The sequence below is a fragment of the Lacinutrix gracilariae genome, from assembly GCF_042684485.1.
Lineage (GTDB): Bacteria > Bacteroidota > Bacteroidia > Flavobacteriales > Flavobacteriaceae > Oceanihabitans > Oceanihabitans gracilariae.
Window position 1 is genome coordinate 1049534 of record NZ_JBHULM010000011.1, and the last position, 18243, is coordinate 1067776.

Here is an 18243-nt window from a genome sequence, read left to right on the forward strand (position 1 = left end):
ATTAGTTGGTAAAGGTTTGTAAAGTCATGTTTTCGCCATCAAAAACACCATAGGTGTAATATTGAATCCAATCGCCAAGGTTAATGTATTTAGCGTTGTTTTCTAAATCTATATCAAGAGGAAGGTGTCTGTGTCCAAACACAAAAAAATCTCTGTGTTTGTCTTTTAATTTGCGTTTGCAATATTGTACCAACCATTCCTTATCGTTTCCTAAAAACGTAGCATCTTCATCTCCAGAAATAAGTTTGTTTTTTACAGACATGTACTGCCCAATACGCATGGCAAAATCTGGATGCAACACCTGTTTAAACAACCATTGGCATAGAGGATTAGTAAAAACCTTTTTCATGCGCTTATACCCTTTATCATGAGGACCTAAACCATCTCCATGACCAATAAAAAAGCTTTTGTTATTAAAGGTAAACTCCTTTGGTTTGTGGTATACAGGAATGTTTAGCTCTTCTTCAAAATACCCATTCATCCATAAATCATGATTACCAACAAAGTAGTAAATTGGTATTCCAGAATCAGAAATTTCAGCAAGTTTACCAAGGGTTCTTGTAAATCCTTTAGGTACAACGTTTTTGTATTCTACCCAAAAATCAAACATATCTCCTAAAAGAAAAATAGCAGCAGCATCTTGTTTTACATGATCTAACCAAGCTACAAACTTTTTTTCGCGAGGAAGAGAAGCTTCTTTTGTAGGTGCTCCTAAATGGTTATCACTTGCGAAGTATATTTTTTTTCCTTCTGGAATTTGCATACTGTAAATATAAACAATTCCTGAAAAGGCAGGAATCTATTAAGGTTGTTGTATTCTTTTTTTTGGCGTTACCTAAAGGTCGGGCTTTTCGTTATATCTTTTTTTGCCATATGTGGCAGCAAAAAAAGGATGCCACTGCAATCCCTAACGCAACATATTTGCTGTTTTCTTTACTATTACAAAAACCATTTTTTGTTAATAAAGAGATTTCTGCTTGTGCAAAAATTAATTATCACTAGCATACCATTCGGCATAAGAGCTTGTAGTTTCCTGTAGCTTTAACGAATGTAATTTTATGTTTTCAGGTAAACGTTTTTTAATTTTTTTAGCAAAGTCAATTACCATCATTTCACTAGTTGGCTGGTAATCTACCAAAAGAACATTGTGGTCTCTAGCAGATAATTCTTTTGCAAGTTCAAGATGTGGTGTGTTTTTATTAAAAACCGTTGCGTGGTCAAAAACTTCAACAATATCTTCTTTTACTATTTTTTTTAAATCTCCAAAATCTATAACCATACCATACTTTACGTTGGTACTATCTGTAATGGGTTTACCTATAACGGTTACAAATAATCTGTAACTATGACCATGAACGTTTTTACATTTACCATCGTAACCATAAAGCGCGTGTCCTGTCTCAAAAGAGAACTGTTTTGTAATTCTAATATTACTCATTGTATTGTGCATTTCCCTGCAAAGATATTCATTTTGTAAAAGCAATCGCTTTTTAGTTGGAATTTGCTGCCTTTTGTTGCAAATAAATAGCATGTTATTAAATATACAGGTCTATTTTTTAAGGCAACTAGTTTAAAGAATCCTTTGTTTATACGTGTTGTACTTTTTTAAAACGAAGGTTTAAACCAAAAAAAACCTGTAATACAAAGTGTTATTGTTTTACAGGTTTGTTAATATCGAAGCGATTATCTGCGTTTATTTCTGTTATAAAAATAGATGATTATTAAAACAACACCTAGTATTAAAAATAAACCGTTACCACTTAAAAAACTTAATATATCCATTTTATTCTTTTTTGTTTTTATTGTATCTGTATATAAAATATGCAAGTCCTACTAAAATTACAAAAGGGAGCATAGAGCCAATAAAAACGCCTATTTCATAAGCACTATTAGGAGCTTGTTTTATTTTTTCTTCTATACTTACGTCTTGTAAAAGTGAAAGTAGCATATGTTATAGTATTGAATTTTAGTCAAAGTTACACCTTTTGTGAAAGGGGTAAAAATTCTTTTCTAAATAATATGATTAAAGGTAAGCCTCTAGCAATAATCCATAGTGTAAAGGCTATAAAAATGGCATATAGTTTATAGTCTAAAGCATCTAGCCAAAAAAGGATTGGTATAAAAACAATAAAGGTAGCAAAGAGTAAAACGTTTCTAAGGGTTTTCATTTTTCCTAATCCTTTAAAAATACCGTCAAAAATAAAAGCTAGCGCACAAAGTGGTTGCATGAGTAATACCAACCAAAAGATGTTGTAAAAAGATTTTAATACTTCTGGTTCTTTTGTAAAAATGGTTCCTATAGGATAGTATAAAATAGCTCCTATTGTGGCAATGATTATACCTACAACAATGCCGTATTTTATTAATTTATTACTTAGTAGTAATAGGTTTTTGTATTCTTTTCCTCCTAATAGTTTTCCGGATAATATATTTCCAGCACTAGCATAACCATCAATAATAAAAGCACCAAGAAACCACAGGTTAATAGCAATAGTATAGGCTGCAATATATTGTTTACCATAGCTTGTAGAAAAAGCACTTGCAAAATATAAGGTAACATTTAAGGCAAGCGTGCGTACAAACAAATTAAGAATCATGAGTATAAAGCGTTTTATTTCTTTGTTAAAAGGAAAGCTAAAACGCAACGGAATATTGGTTTTTGTTAATAAGTAATATGCCGAAAAAACAGCCATTAAAAGTTGAGCAAATACACTTGCATAAGCTGCACCTTTAATATGCATAGCAGGAACGTAGCCTTCAATGCCATATACCAAAATAAAATCGAAAATAATATTTACCAAAGCACCAATTATAGCAATAAGCATTGGGTAATAAGTGTTTTGCAATCCTCTAAATGTACCAAAAACAGCTATGGTAAAAAGCGTAAAAGGAAAACCAAAAACACGAATTTTATAATAGGCTACACTGTAATCTAGAATTAAACCAGATGCATTATAGAGTTTAAAAATACTATTTGCAAAAGGATAGGTGCCAATAATAATCAGTACGCTTAAAGAGGTAATGATAAAAATAGCTTGCGCAGGAAGGTTTTTTACTGCCTCGACATTGTCTGCACCAACATATTGCGAAACTATAGATGAAATAGCACTTCTTGTTTGTCCTAAAACCCAAATTAGCATAGAAATAAAAGCACCAACAATACCAACAGCAGCTAAAGACTCTGTAGCGTTTATAGGTATATTACCAACAATAGCTGTATCTGTTAAAGATAAAATGGGCTCAGAAACACCAGCAATTAAAGCAGGTATTGCAAGTTTATTAATTTGTTTCAGACTTATTTTGGTAGCCAATTCTTTAAAATTTATTTAAGAAAAGGTAAAGGTCGCAACAATAATTATAAAATCTGTATTTTTGCTGTCTAAATAATAAGAAATGAAAAATATTCTAGTTCCTATTGGTGCATCTAAAAATGCAAAAAACACGCTACAATACGCTATTGATTTTGCAGAAGTTATGCATGCAGATGTTTATGTTTTTAGATCCTTTAGTGTAGCTCCTAAGGCAGGAGCAATAATAAATGTAGATAGTATTGTTGCAAGAGAACAGGTTGCAAATGTTAAAGAAGTTGTAGACCAAATAGATACAAAAAATGTAACAGTAAAAATAATATCTGCCAAAGGAGGAGTTGTAGATAGCATTGAGACAATAAACAAAGAATTAGGAGTAGATTTAATAATTGTAGGTCAGCGACCTAATGATTTGCAAGAAAGTTATTATTTAGGAAGAACACCTGGAAGCATTGTTAAACAAACCGATATTCCTGTTTTAATTATACCTGAAGACTATGCTTTTACTCCAATAAAAAAGATTTTAACAGCAATAAAGTCTGGAGTAGTAAGTAAAAAGGATGCGTTATTACCTTTAGAAGAGGTTTTAATAACTTTTAAGGCAAATATGCATTTATTACAAGTAAAAACACAGACCTTTTTACCTGAAGATTTAGAATTTTATAGTGAATTAGCAGCATTGACTTCTTCTTATAACAGTTCTGAAAACGCCACATTGTTTCAAGGTGTTTTAGAGCATTTAAACAAGCAAAATCCAGATATTATTTGTGTTTTTAGACGTAAAAGAGGATTCTTTAAAAAACTTTGGGAGCAAAACACCATTAAGAAAGTGGATTTTGAAAGTCGTGTACCGCTTTTAGTTTTAAAAGGCGCAGAGTAAAAATATTATATAAAAGAAATACTTTTAGTAACTACCTGTTGTAACGCCTCAGGTAGTTTTTTGTTTTTATAAGGATGTGAACTGTTAAACACGTGGTTACTGTTTTCTATTTTACACAATGTGCTAGTTGTGTTATACGCATGAAGATCTTCTGCTTCGTTAAAAAGTACGGTTGGATCTTCTAGAGCATGAATTATTAAAAAAGGAATTTTTAATTTTTTTGCTGCTAAAGCAATATCTAAACGTTCTTCATTTGCTTTATAGTCTAGATAAAACTGGTAGTTATGTGGCATTTTTTGTTTAGTTCTGCCATTTAAAACATATTTAACGCCATCTTTTTTCCATTGTTCAAGATCTCCTGTTGTAGAAAACCTTTTACCAAAACTACTCACACTAGCCCAAGTGATTAGTTTTGTGATTCTAGAGTCTTCAGATGCTTTAATTATAGATATTCCTCCACCTCGTGAGTGGCCTATTAATGTTATATTACTAGTGTCTATTTGGTTTTTGTAAGGATGCTCATTAGAAGTAAGAAAGTTTAACATGCTATCTATATCTTCTAATTCTTTGGTGTAATTATTTTCTGCAAAAGCTTCTAAATCTGGAAAATCAATAGGTTGATTTATGGTTCCTCCATTATGCGAAAAATTAAATTTTACAAAAAACAGATCTGCATCACTAAATGCTTGTGCTACCAAATCCCAACTTCCCCAATCTTTAAACCCTTTGTAGCCATGACAAAATAGAACCAAAGGTTTTTTGTTACTATTGTCTTTGTAAAAAGCATCCCAAACTATTGGTTTTTTAGCGTTTCTGTATAGTATTTGGTTTTTATTAATCATACTTCTTTTTCAATAAAGTTTATTTCAGGGTTACAGATTTCTAGAATTATTTTTTTGAGTTCTATTTCAAAATTATCTAGTGTTTCTTGGGTAATAAGTTGGTTTTTACTTCTACCTTCTTTTACTGCAAATTTTAAAAGTCCAGCGCTTAAATTTTTAAATGAAACAATACCAGCTTCTAGAGGTAGATTTACTTTGTTTTGTTGATTCATCATATACGCATAAAGCAGCACCTGAAAGCTTTTACTGTATTTTTTGTAGTCTGTTGTAATGGCTTCCCATTCTGTAATTTCTACATCAGTATTGCTTACTTTTCCTGTTTTATAATCTATAATTCTGGTAATTCCGTTATACTGGTCTACACGATCTACTTTTCCGGTAAGGTTTACTTCAAAATCTAATTCCGGAATGGCAACAGATGCTCTATTATCAGCTTCCAAAGAAATGATTTTAATTTCATTTCCTTTTTTTAAATCCTCAATTTCTAAATTAATAAAGTTGCTTACGTAGCGTTTTGCAATTTCAAAAATGATGAGGTTTTTTCCTTTGCTTATATCACCTTCTTTATATTCGTTTTTAAAATGATGGGTAATTCTTTCGTTAATTTTAGGCTTTTGTTTTTCTAAAGCATCAACGGTTAAAAAAGAGTTTTTAAAATCGGTATATAAATCTTCTAAAGTGTTGTGTACAACAGTACCAAGTGTGTTAAAAGCTACGCTTTCTTCTACGTCTTCTTGTTCTGCAATACCTAGTACTTTTTGGTAATAAAAATCTATAGGATTTCTTATGTAATTGGTAATAGAGGAAGGAGAAAAACCTTTTTCTGCAATTTGTTTTAACCGGTTTAGTATTGCTGGTGTTTTTTCAATTTCAATTAATTCAGAAAAACAAGCTTCTACTTTAGGTGTTACAATTTGATGCTTAATAGTGTGAATTCCTTCTAATTCTAATTGTGTAATAAATCTACTTTTTTCTCCACCTGTTAGTACATCTGCTTCTGTATTGTATAAAATATATACGTTTTCGGCACGTTGCAATAACCTGTAGAAGTGGTACGTATAGACTGCGTCTTTTTCTTTATACGTAGGTAATTGGTTTTCTATTTTAACATCAAATGGAATAAAAGAATTGTTTGTTTTACCAGAAGGAAGTATGCCTTCATTTACAGAAGCTATAATAACTGTTTTAAAATCTAGTACACGAGATTCTAACATTCCCATGATTTGTAATCCTTGAAGTGGTTCTCCTTGAAAATCTAGTGTAGCTGCACTTAATAGCTCTTTGTAAATGCCATGAAGCGTATGAATATCTTTAATAAAACGATATTTGGTATTGTAATTATTAAGTTCATTAAAAAGCTCATTAAAACGAAATAAATACTCTAAAGAAAGCTTGTTTAAAGATTTGTTTTGGTCTAAATCTTCTTTTATGGTTAAAATAAGCTGTGAGCAGTTTTTAAGTAGGTTCTCTACGTTGTTTTCTTTAATAGCAAACAGTAAGTCTATTATTTCTGTAGAAGCTATTGCAAGTTCTTTTAATTGCTCTAAAGTTAGATAAACTAAATTGTTAGTAAGTATCGTGTTTGTAATTTTTGAAGCAATATCTACATGGTTATTGTTTAAAAGAGGTCTTATAAACTGATGCGATATTATGGCAATTACATCTTTATAATAAAATGTGTTATTTTCTTTTTTGTGAAATTGAAATATTTGCTCAAATAATGAAGCTAACGGAATGGATTGTAAAGGAAAACCCATTGTAATATTTAAGGCATCTACAGCTGGCGGAAGCGCGTTTAATGTAGGTGTAAGTAGGTTTTCATCAGCAAGTACAACAGCAGTGTTTTCTAGTTTTTCATTTTTTTGTTGTAAAGACTGTAAAAGTGTTCCTATGTATTTTGCTTGCCCTATGTTTTTAGGTATTCCAAAAACCTCAATGTTTTTTTCTTGTGTATAATTATTTGTTTTCCAATTAAAAGGGTTGTTAGCAAAGTACTTCCAGTTTTTGTGATGTTGTCTAGTAAATAGTCCAGCATCATGAAAAGCATTATCAAAAAATTTAGAATCAATATCCCAATAAATATCTGCTAATTCATTTTGTAATAATTCTTGAATAATTACTTCTTCGGCAGCATTCAAGGCGTTAAAGCCTAGAAAAATGTGTTCGGTATTTGGGTTACTCTGTATGTAAGATTCTATGTTTTCTACTGCTTCTCTATAGATTAGACCTTGATAACCTGTTTTGTTTTCTAATAGATCTTCGGTAAACTTTGTATAGTACAGGTTTAATTTATTCCAAAAAGAGAGATACTTTTTTATAAAGTCTGATTTAGGCTCTTCTAAAGACCAATGTTTTAAATCTTGAATAGCGCTTAGGTAGTTAAATATCTTTTCTTGAGGAATAAGATATCTATCTATTTCATTAAAGTCTTGTAAAACAATTTGAGCCCATTTAGAAAAAGAATCAAAGGTTTCCTGTTCTTCTTTTTTAGTTAATTCTAAATAGGTTTTATAAAATATAAAAAGAAGCTCTGTGTTGGATGTTTTTTTTAATTGCGATAAGTCTTCAACAAACTCTTCTATACTAATAATTTTAGGAGATAAAATGGTTTGATTAACTATCTGAGCAATTTGGTGTTTTAAAAAAATACCAGCACGTTTGCTGGGTAAAATAAAGAGAATAGAAGATAGGTCTTTATTCTTATTTTGTAAATCTTTAAGTACATCTAGAATGAATGTTGTCATTCTATAAAAATAAAAAACGCTTCGATAAATCGAAGCGTTTTTATTAAATATTTAGATTGTTTAAGTAAACTTATTTTTTAAGTTTTACTTCAACACGTCTGTTATTTTTCTTACCAGCTCTAGTAGCGTTAGTATCGATTGGGTATTCTTCACCAAATCCAGTAGCAACTAATCTGTCAGCAGCAACTCCATTAGAGATTAAGTAATCTCTTACAGCGTTAGCTCTTCTTTCAGATAATAATTGATTAGAAGCTTTAGCACCATCACTATCCGTGTGTCCTTCAATTGTAAAAGTTGAAGCAGGATATTCTTTTAAGATAGCAGTAATTGCTTGTAATACTGGGAAAGTTTCTTGTTTGAAAGATGATTTAGCGCTAGCAAATAAGATCGTTCTAGCATAGTTGTTTAAAGTAGCCATTACTTCTGCAGTAGGAGCAACAACTTCAGGACAACCATTATTAGCAACTACACCAGCTTCGTTAGGACATTTATCATCTTTGTCTAACACACCGTCACCATCAGCATCTGGCCAAGGGCATCCGTTGTTTGCAATTGGTCCAGCTTCGCTAGGACATTTATCGTCTACATCAGCAACACCATCAGCATCAGCATCAGGACAACCAGCTAAAGCTTTTAAACCAGCAACTGTAGGACATTTATCATCTTTATCAGCAATACCATCACCATCAGTGTCAGGGCATCCGTTTAACTCAGCTAAACCAGCTTCGTTAGGACAAGAATCTTTAGAATCTTCGATTCCGTCACCATCAGCATCAGGACAACCGTTGAAAGCTTCTAAACCAGGAACTTCTGGACAAGCATCGTTTTTGTCATATACACCGTCACCATCAGTATCTTTTCCACCAAACTTAACAGTTAAACCTGCAGAGTGTTGGAAATGTTTAGTTAAGTAATCTTCGAAAGAATGTTTGTATGTACTTTGGATATTAAGACCGATGTTATCAGTAAACCAAAAGTTTATTCCTCCAGAAACGTTTAAAGTACCAGCTCCAATTTCATCAATCCAAGTGTAACCTCCACCAACACCTGCATAAGGCTCGAAAGTTTTACTGTTTAATAATTGAGCTAAGCTGTATTTTACAACACCATCAATTCCGTAGTAAGACATTTCACTAACTTCTACGCTAGGTACTCCTACAGTTTCTCCGATTTTTTCAATTTTGTTTATAGAACCTGTAACTCCAATAGAAAAACCATCACTAAGATATTTAGAAACATTAATAGTGGATAAAGAAGGTAGTATGTTCCAGTGGTCAGTTGCATTAAAGAATTCATCAAAGTATTCACCTTGATAAGGACTTGGTCCATTGGTTGGATAAAGGTCAACTGCGTTTACCCCAAAACTAATTGCCCAAGGATTGTTTTCATCTTGTGCATATGTGCTGCTAAAACCTAATACAAGCAACATAGCTAACAATAATCTGCTAAGATTTTTCATATTCAAAAATTTAATTTTTAAGTGTTAATTGATAAGCAAAAGTAAGTTGTTAAATATTATTAACAAAGACAAATATAAAAAAATATTCGAAAAAGCGTTTAAAATTAACTGTTTGTAATCAATTTAAATAATTTCTAAAGTTTGCCCAACTTTAATGAAGCTAGCGATAGCCTTATCTAAATGCTCTTTTTCATGAGCGGCAGATAGTTGTACTCTAATTCTTGCTTTTTCTTTAGGTACTACAGGAAAAAAGAACCCAATAACATAAATACCCTCTTTTAAAAGCATATTTGCCATGTTTTGAGATAGTTTCGCATCATAAAGCATTACTGGAACAATGGCAGAATCACCATCAATAATGTCAAAACCAGCCTTTTTCATTCCGCTTTTAAAGTAGTTGGTATTCCATTCTAATTTATCACGTAAACTAGTGTCATTTTTAAGCATGTCAAAAACCTTAATAGATGCGCCAACTATTGCTGGAGCTAAAGAATTTGAAAATAAATAAGGTCTTGATCTCTGACGTAAGATTTCAATAATTTCTTTTTTAGCAGTTGTATATCCTCCCATTGCTCCACCTAAGGCTTTACCAAGGGTTCCTGTGATAATATCTACTCTACCTAATACGCCTTTTTCTTCTAAGGTACCAATACCTTTTGGCCCTATAAATCCTGTGGCATGACACTCATCGATCATAACCATAGCATCGTATTTGTCTGCTAAATCACAAATTTTATCTAATGGAGCCACTAGGCCATCCATTGAGAAAACACCATCGGTTACAATAATTTTATTTCTAGCGCCATTTTTATTGGCTTCTATTAATTGTTTTTCTAAATCTGCCATGTCGTTATTGGCATAACGATAGCGAGCAGCTTTACATAAACGTACTCCATCAATTATAGAAGCGTGGTTTAAAGAGTCTGATATAATTGCATCTTCTTTTCCTAATAAAGGTTCAAAAACACCTCCATTGGCATCAAAAGCTGCAGCATACAATATGGTGTCTTCTGTACCATAGAAATCTGCTATTTTTTGTTCTAGTTCTTTATGTATGTCTTGTGTACCACAAATAAAACGAACCGATGACATACCAAATCCGTGTGTATCCATAGCGTCTTTTGCTGCTTGAATAACCTCTGGGTGTGACGAAAGCCCTAAGTAGTTATTAGCACAAAAGTTTAAAACAGTTTCACCTGTGTTTAAGGTGATTTCTGCTCCTTGTGGTGAAGTGATAATACGTTCTTCTTTGTAAAGTCCGTTGTCTTTTATGTCTTGTATTTCTTGTTGTAATTGCTGTTTTATATTTCCGTACATGGTTTTAATTTTTTTACAAATTTATAATGTTTTTTGCGTTAGTGGTAGAAACGGCATCCTTTTTTATTTGTAGTATATTCTCTTTGTTAGCTCTTAGCTTAAGGCGTGTTAAAGGTCTGTGCTGTGTAACGAACACAAAAAAATAAAAAAGATATAGTGTATAACACGACGCTTTGTAGTCTTTAGCGAAAAAGCGTAACGCCAATATTAAAAGGATACAACGTTAATGTCTTCATTGATGTAAACTAAAATTTTATTAGTTACTTGGTAAGGCATTTCTTCTATAATGCGTTGGTATTTTTCTAATTGTAATTGGTGTTTTTTGTTAATTGCTCCGGTTTTGTAATCTATAATTGTGGCTTGGTTTTTAGAATTTATAACCAATCTATCTGGTCTTATAATTTCTTGGTTAGAAATTATATCTCGCTCATTATAAATGGTGTTTTCTGCCTTAAAGAAGTTTTGTAAATCTTTATGTTCTGTTATTTGTGTTACGGTTTTTTGTAATTCTTGTGCTTGTTCTGGATTAATAATGGCCTTGTCTAAAAAATGAGAAATAGCAAAAGCAATGTCTTCTTTTGTTTTAATATGTGCCATAATATTATGAATAAGGTTTCCTTTTTCAATGGCTTTTTCTTGTGCAGTGTTCCATAAATAACCAGAATTGGTTACAATTTTTATGTTGTGACTTTCTTTGGTTGTGGTAATAAATTCTTGCTGCTCTATAATTTGCTTGTGTGTGCTTTCTTTTTTTGATGTTTTAGCAGGATTACCAAAGGAGTACATGATTTCGTTTTCCTGATATTTTTGTGCCTTTTTTAAGTAATTGATAAATAGGCTTGCGTACGATGTTTGCTCTGCTAAATCGTTGCTAGAAACATCTCTTTTGCTAATGATATAGAGTTGTTCTTTAGGCCTGGTTAGTGCAACATACAATAGATTAATATTGTCTAATTGTAGTTCTGCTTGGTGTTTATTGTGAATTTGTAAACCAATTTCTCCGTAGTTTTCAAACTCTTTATTGTAGTTTAATAAGGTGTTAGAAAAGCCATTAAAGTTTTCTGCTTGTAAGGGAAACCATTCTTTTGGTTCTATTTCTTTATATATGTTTAAATCTGCATACGGAAAAATAACAACCGGAAATTCTAGTCCTTTAGATTTATGAATGGTCATAATTTGTACTGCATTTTGCCCTTGCGGAGAAACAATGCTTAGGTTGTCTTTTTTATTGTTTGCGTGTTCTAAAAAGCCAGATAGACTAGAACCTTGTTTTTGCGAGTACTCTAAAACAAAATCGAGATAATATTGTACGTAAGCGTTTGAGGTTTCAACAAGGTTGAAATTACGAACAATACTTTCTGCTAATTCATATAAAGGTAATTGTAGTAATTGATTTGGAGTTAGATATATGTTGTAGGTTTCAAAACTTTTAAAGGTTTGATAAAGCGACTCTTTTGTGTGTTGACTAAAAAAGGCATGCTTATCTTCTATTTTAAATTTTTGTGTAAGATAATTTAGTGCTTTTACTTTTATTTCATCATTATCAGACTGTACTAAAAGGGACAGTATATGGTGAATAAATTGCACTTCTGGACTGTTAAAAATAAGCATGGTCTCAGAAGACATAATAGGTATGTTTTCTGTGTTTAAAAATTCTGCAATAGCAATACCTTCTTTTTTCTTACGTACTAAAATGCAAATGTCTTGATAGGTAAATCCTTTTTCTTGACAGGTTTTTATGATTTCTAGTACTTTTTGCGGATAGATTTCATCTCTGTTTTCGTTTTTAAGATCTAAAAAGTCTAGTTGAATATAGCCTTCGTTTTTATTAAACGTATTTTGGTTAGAACCTTCAATATACAGGTTGCTATAGTCGTTATGGTTAAAAAAGGTTTCTGCTATATAGTTAAAAAAGCTGTTGTTAAATTGTATAATTTCTTTGTAGCTTCTGTAGTTAGTTGGTAAATTATCTACATGTTGTTCTACCTGAAAAGGAAGTGCTTTTTTAGAGTATAAATCTATAAATTGCTCTGCTTCACCACCTCGCCATCTGTAGATTGCTTGTTTAGAATCTCCTACTAGCATAGCAGTTCCTTTTTCTTGTTTTAGGTTTTCACCTGCAAGTGAATTATCTATTAACGGAATTAAATTTTGCCACTGTAACTTAGAGGTATCTTGAAACTCATCTATAAAATAGTATCTAAATTTTTCTCCCAATCGTTCATAAATAAAAGGCGTTGGTTGGTCTTTTATTTCTTTGCTTATTAAGGTGTTAAATTCTGAAATTAATAATTTATTTTGGTCAAGTTTTATATTTGTTAGTTCTTTATTTATGGCATTTAAAACAGATAATGGCGTAATGTTTTTATAAAAGGCTTTTAAGAAGTTATTTTGAAAAATCAGTTTTTTGGTTTCTTGAAAAGCTTTAATTAAATGAGGTTGAATAGCATCTATTGTTGAAGCAATTTCTGGAGTTACACGTTTTGGGTATAATGTCTCGTTTTCAATTAATGTGATTTGCCATTTGTTATCAAATTTTACTGAAAAGTTTTTATTAGCCAACTTATCAAAATGTTTAGGCAAGTAACCTCCTGAAAAAGCATTAAATTCTAAACCAGATTCACTTATTAAGGTTAATACATTTTGCGCTAATGTTACAATTTGTTTCTCAACTGTTTTTACGTCTTTTCTTAATTGTGTTTTAAGTACTTTAAAATCTTCAAGAGATTTGTCTTTTATTTTTTCAATATGTACTAAGTCATTTTCTTTAACTAAGAGTTTTGCAATTTTGTTAAAGTCAAAAGAAATATCCCAACTTTTATCCTCATCTGCTTTTTCAATAGCAAAATCAACCAATACTTTGGTGAGTTCTTTATTGGTTCCAGCTTTTGCAATTAAGCTATCAACAGCTTCTTGTAAAAGAGCATCTTGATCAAGTTCTACTTCAAAATTTAATGGTAGTTTTAAATCATGTGCAAAAGTTCTAATTATTTTGTGGGTAAAGCCATCAATAGTAGAAACATCAAAAGCAGCATAGTTATAAATAATACTGTTTAATATTTTTTTTGATTTTTTTTGAAGTACCTCTGGTTTTATTTCTAATTCTTCCGCAAGAACACTAAACATACTATTTGGGTTTTTTAGTATGTCTTCTGAAGAAAATTCGGTTAGCATTTCTATAATACGTTCTTTCATTTCACCAACTGCTTTGTTGGTAAATGTAATAGCTAGTATGTGCTTGTATTGTTGTGTATTATTAGATTGCAGTAAAATCTTTAAATACTCTTTTACTAGTGTAAATGTTTTTCCGCTTCCAGCAGAAGCATTATAAATAGTAAAAGGATGTGGATTAGTCATGCGTAAAATTTTAGACAAGATAAAAATTATCAATAATTTGATAACTATTTATTATTTTTAATTGAAGGCATTTATGCGTAAATTTGAAAGAAATTAAATATTAACTAATAAAAAGAAATATTATGGCTTTCGAATTACCGAAATTAAAATATGCGTATGATGCTTTAGAACCAAACATTGATGCTCGCACAATGGAGATACACCATACGAAACATCATAATGGTTATACAACAAAATTAAACGCAGCAATTGAAGGAACAGATTTAGACGGAAAATCTATTGAAGATATTCTTGGTAATCTAGATATGAGCAATGCAGCTGTTAGAAATAATGGAGGAGGTTTTTATAACCACTCTTTATTTTGGGAAGTAATGAATCCAGAAGGAAAAGGACGTTTATCTGGTGAATTAAAAGATGCTATTGAAGCAGCTTATGGTTCTGTAGATGCTTTTAAAGATGCTTTTAGTAAAGCTGCAGCAACACAATTTGGTTCTGGTTGGGCTTGGTTATGTGTGCATAAAGGAGGAAAAGTAGAAGTTTGTTCTACACCAAATCAAGACAATCCTTTAATGCCAGGAGTTACTTGTGGCGGAACACCAATTTTAGGATTAGATGTTTGGGAACACGCATACTACTTAAACTACCAAAACAGAAGACCAGACTATATTGAAGCTTTCTTTAATGTAATTAACTGGAACGAAGTGGAAAGACGTTATGCAGAAGCTAAATAAGCTTTTACAACAAATACAATAGGCGCTTAAACAATTAGGTGTATAAAAAAAGGTGAACTAGCGTTCACCTTTTTTCGTCCCAAATCTACCATAAACTTAACCTACTTATGTTATGGTGATATTTATTAAACGCTAAAGAGTTATAATTATTGTAATTGTAAAAGGTTTATTTTTTGAGGATGTAAAATGAAAAAAGCTGAACGAGAGTTCAGCTTTTTTGCCCCAAATCTACCATAAACTTAACCTACTTATGTTATGGTTTCACAAATATACGCCTGCTTTGGTTATAAATGGAAAATTATTAGATAAACGACTAATTTATTAGTCTAAAGGATAAAAAAGTTGATTTTAGGAAGAAATATCTTATAAAGCAGAAAATATAAATTTTAAAAATAAAAAAGGTGAACTAGCGTTCACCTTTTTTGCCCCAAATCTACCATGAACTTAACCTACTTATGTTATGGTAGTACTAAAGTAGTTTTATTTATTTTGCTAAAGAAATCTTTTAGACGAAACGCTTTTTTATCGGGATTAAGTGATTAAAAATTAAGTAGTTACGTCTTTTAGTGAGAAAAATCTTTAGTAAGCACGTTCGTTATTTCCTTCGTAAAAATTAATAAAAGCTCTATTTACAACTCTATTACCTCCTACTGTTGGGTAGTTTCCTGTAAAATACCAATCTCCTAAGTTATCAGGACATGCTTTGTGTAAGTTACTTACAGGTTGAAATAATATTTTTACTTCAGCATTTACTGTTTCATCACTTAAAAGCTCAGAAATTTTATCTGAAATTTCATCATCTGTAAACGGATCATATAATTCTTTTACAAAGTTTTTAACTTCAGAATCATGTAAGTTTATTTGCTTCTTACATTTGTTATATACTTCTTCTATTAAGTGGTATTTGTTGTTTTCTTTTAATAAAGCTAACATAGCTCTAAAAGCAACTAAGCCTTCTAGATTAGCCATGTCAATACCATAGCAATCTGGATAGCGAATTTGCGGAGCAGAAGAGACCACAACTATTTTTTTAGGATGTAGTCTATCCATCATTTTAATGATACTCTTTTTTAAAGTGGTACCTCTTACAATACTATCATCTATAATAACTAGATTGTCGGTTGGTTTAATTACACCATAAGTAACATCATATACATGCGCTACTAAATCATCTCTACTACTATCTTCTGTAATAAAGGTTCTTAGTTTTACATCTTTAATGGCAATTTTTTCAATTCTTGTTCTTTCTGATAAGATTTCAATAACACGCTCTTTAGAGAGTTTACCATCTCCAGCAATAATTGCTTTTGTTTTCTTTTGGTTTAAGTGCTCGTCAACTGCTTCAATCATTCCAAAAAAGGAAGTTTCTGCTGTATTAGGTATGTATGAAAAAACAGAGTTTTCGGTATCGTCATTAATAGCTTCTAAAACTTTAGGCATTAATAATTTACCTAGTTCTTTACGTTCTTGATAAATTTCGGCATCACTTCCTCTAGAAAAGTAAATACGTTCAAAAGAACAAGCTTTTCTTTCTAAAGGTTCAATAATTTTTTGAATAGAAACCTCACCAGATTTTTTAGTAATTATGGCGTGTCCTGGTTCTAGTTCTTTAACCTTGTCAAAATCTACATTAAAAACGGTTTGTATTACTGGTCTTTCTGAAGCAACAACAACAACTTCATCATCTTGGTAGTAATAGGTTGGTCTTATTCCTGCAGGATCACGAAGTACAAAAGAGTCTCCATGACCTAAAAGTCCAGCCATTGCATAACCACCATCCCAGTTTTTTGCAGCTTTTCTTAATATTTTAGCTACGTTTAATCTTTCAGCAATTAAAGGAGAACATTCGTTTTTATTATATCCTTCTTTTTTAAGTTTCTTGTAAATTTTGGCAACAGCATCATCTAAAAAGTGTCCAATTTTCTCCATTATAGTAATGGTGTCTGTGTACTCTTTTGGGTGTTGCCCAAGGTCTAGCAAGTTTTTAAATAATTCTTTAACATTAGTCATGTTAAAGTTACCTGCAAGAATAAGGTTTCTGTGCATCCAGTTATTTTGTCTTAAAAAAGGATGTACACTTTCTACGCTATTTTTACCAAAGGTACCATAACGAACATGACCTAAAAGTACTTCGCCTATATAAGGGATTTTGCTTTTTTGTAAAGCAACGTCGTTTAAGTATTCTGGATGCTCAGTAAGCTCTTTGTTAATTCTGTCGTTAATTTTAGCAAAAATATCTTGAATAGGTTGTTGTGCTACAGAACGCACTCTACTTATATAACGCTCACCAGGATGAGTATCTAGTTTAATGCTAGCAAAACCAGCACCATCTTGACCTCGATTGTGTTGTTTTTCCATCATTAGGTACATTTTATTTACGCCATAAAATGCAGTACCATATTTTTCTTTGTAAAATTCTAATGGTTTTAAGAGTCTAATGTGTGCAATTCCACATTCGTGTTTTAAAGCATCGCTCATTTTGTTGTGTTGTGTTTGTTGTTTTTTTATTTGTTTTGCTTAACGTTCTAACTCTTTGTATTAAAATATAATAGTTATGAGTTTGTGGCTGAGCAGTAATAAAAAAACGCGCTCAATTTAGAGCGCGTTTTTTTATTATTTTAATTCTATTTCAAATTGTGTTAAATCTTTAAACTGTTGCAAGCGCTCGTAGATTTCTTTGTCTGTTAGAGTTAGCATTCGTTCGGTTCCAAATTTTTCTACACAGAATGATGCTAAAGCAGAACCATAAATTACGGCTTTCTTCATGTTATCAAAAGATACATTTCCTGTTTTAGCAATGTATCCTGCAAAACCACCTGCAAAAGTGTCTCCTGCTCCTGTTGGATCAAAAACTTCGGCTAAAGGTAATGCTGGTGCATAAAACATGTTTTCGTCATTAAATAATAAAGCACCATGCTCTCCTTTTTTTATAACTACATATTTAGGTCCCATTTCATGTATTTTCTTTGCGGCATTTACTAAAGAGTATTCTCCAGATAATTGGCGCGCTTCTTCATCATTAATGGTAATAACATCTACGTTTTTTAATACTGCTTTTAAATCATCCATTGCAATATCCATCCAAAAGTTCATGGTATCTAAAATAGCCAGTTTTGGTTTTTTAGACATTTGGTCAAGAACGCTTTGTTGTGTTAAAGGATGTAGGTTTCCAAGCATTACAATTTCAGCATCTTGGTAACTTTCTGGTACAACAGGTGTAAAATGTTCAAGAACATTAAGTTCTGTCGCTAAAGTGTCACGAGAGTTCATATCATTATGATATTTACCACTCCAAAAGAAAGTTTTACCTTCTTTTACTACTTCTACTCCTTCTATATCTATTTTTCTTTCGGTTAGTAGGTTTAGATATTCTTGAGGAAAATCTCCACCAACAACAGAAACTGCTGCTGCATCTATATTATCAAAATTGGCTGCAGAAAAACCAATATAGGTTGCTGCTCCTCCTAGAATTTTATCTGTTTTACCAAAAGGTGTTTCAATGGCATCAAAGGCTACAGTACCAACTATTACTAATTTGCTCATAAAGCGATGTTGTTATTAATTTTTTGCAAATATACGTTTTTTAAAGACCAATAAAACTAAAA

The 18243-nt window shown here is 31.4% G+C and carries 13 protein-coding genes; 2 read left to right on the top strand and 11 right to left on the bottom strand.

Annotated elements, in window-relative coordinates:
- Position 1: 1 nt before the first annotated feature.
- From ACFSSB_RS11755 to ACFSSB_RS11770, 4 genes are all read right to left on the bottom strand, one after another.
- Positions 2 to 763, bottom strand: coding sequence for a UDP-2,3-diacylglucosamine diphosphatase (locus tag ACFSSB_RS11755; protein ID WP_379904442.1), 762 nt, complete (start codon positions 761 to 763; stop codon positions 2 to 4).
- A 225-nt stretch (positions 764 to 988) separates the two neighbouring features.
- The gene (locus ACFSSB_RS11760) at positions 989 to 1438 is read right to left on the bottom strand and encodes a 6-pyruvoyl trahydropterin synthase family protein (RefSeq protein ID WP_379904444.1); all 450 of its coding nucleotides are present in this window, start codon (positions 1436 to 1438) and stop codon (positions 989 to 991) included.
- 345 nt (positions 1439 to 1783) lie between these two features.
- Positions 1784 to 1948: a hypothetical protein gene (locus ACFSSB_RS11765; protein WP_379904447.1), complete on the bottom strand. Its 165-nt coding sequence runs from the start codon at positions 1946 to 1948 to the stop codon at positions 1784 to 1786.
- 28 nt (positions 1949 to 1976) lie between these two features.
- Complete coding sequence (locus ACFSSB_RS11770) at positions 1977 to 3311, bottom strand: MATE family efflux transporter (RefSeq protein WP_379904449.1); 1335 nt, start codon at positions 3309 to 3311, stop codon at positions 1977 to 1979.
- 82 nt (positions 3312 to 3393) lie between these two features.
- On the opposite strand from ACFSSB_RS11770, the gene ACFSSB_RS11775 reads away from it, so the two are divergent.
- The gene (locus ACFSSB_RS11775) at positions 3394 to 4188 is read left to right on the top strand and encodes a universal stress protein (protein ID WP_379904451.1); all 795 of its coding nucleotides are present in this window, start codon (positions 3394 to 3396) and stop codon (positions 4186 to 4188) included.
- Positions 4189 to 4193: 5 nt separating this feature from the next.
- Here the strand turns inward: ACFSSB_RS11775 and ACFSSB_RS11780 are convergent, their stop codons facing one another.
- The 5 genes from ACFSSB_RS11780 to ACFSSB_RS11800 form a co-directional block, all read right to left on the bottom strand.
- Positions 4194 to 5030, bottom strand: coding sequence for an alpha/beta hydrolase family protein (locus ACFSSB_RS11780; RefSeq protein ID WP_379904453.1), 837 nt, complete (start codon positions 5028 to 5030; stop codon positions 4194 to 4196).
- Entirely contained in the window at positions 5027 to 7774 is a 2748-nt protein-coding gene (locus ACFSSB_RS11785) for a PD-(D/E)XK nuclease family protein (protein ID WP_379904455.1), read from the bottom strand. Before ACFSSB_RS11785 ends, ACFSSB_RS11780 begins: the two co-directional genes overlap by 4 nt.
- Before the next feature lie 70 nt (positions 7775 to 7844).
- A complete protein-coding gene (locus ACFSSB_RS11790; protein ID WP_379904457.1) occupies positions 7845 to 9233 on the bottom strand; it encodes an OmpA family protein in 1389 nt (462 codons plus the stop codon).
- Positions 9234 to 9356: 123 nt separating this feature from the next.
- On the bottom strand, positions 9357 to 10550 hold the full coding sequence (kbl, locus tag ACFSSB_RS11795; RefSeq protein WP_379904459.1) for a glycine C-acetyltransferase: 1194 nt from the start codon (positions 10548 to 10550) through the stop codon (positions 9357 to 9359).
- A 207-nt stretch (positions 10551 to 10757) separates the two neighbouring features.
- On the bottom strand, positions 10758 to 13907 hold the full coding sequence (locus tag ACFSSB_RS11800) for a UvrD-helicase domain-containing protein (protein ID WP_379904461.1): 3150 nt from the start codon (positions 13905 to 13907) through the stop codon (positions 10758 to 10760).
- A 122-nt stretch (positions 13908 to 14029) separates the two neighbouring features.
- Here ACFSSB_RS11800 and ACFSSB_RS11805 point away from each other — a divergent pair, with 122 nt between their 5' ends.
- Positions 14030 to 14638, top strand: coding sequence for a superoxide dismutase (locus tag ACFSSB_RS11805; RefSeq protein ID WP_379904463.1), 609 nt, complete (start codon positions 14030 to 14032; stop codon positions 14636 to 14638).
- Positions 14639 to 15217: 579 nt separating this feature from the next.
- On the opposite strand, the gene ACFSSB_RS11810 is transcribed toward ACFSSB_RS11805, so the two are convergent.
- Both ACFSSB_RS11810 and ACFSSB_RS11815 read right to left on the bottom strand, forming a co-directional pair.
- The gene (locus ACFSSB_RS11810; RefSeq protein ID WP_379904465.1) at positions 15218 to 17116 is read right to left on the bottom strand and encodes an amidophosphoribosyltransferase; all 1899 of its coding nucleotides are present in this window, start codon (positions 17114 to 17116) and stop codon (positions 15218 to 15220) included.
- Between the two features lie 135 nt (positions 17117 to 17251).
- Positions 17252 to 18181 (bottom strand): PfkB family carbohydrate kinase, encoded by a 930-nt coding sequence (locus ACFSSB_RS11815; protein ID WP_379904467.1) that lies wholly within the window; start codon positions 18179 to 18181, stop codon positions 17252 to 17254.
- Positions 18182 to 18243 lie beyond the last annotated feature (62 nt).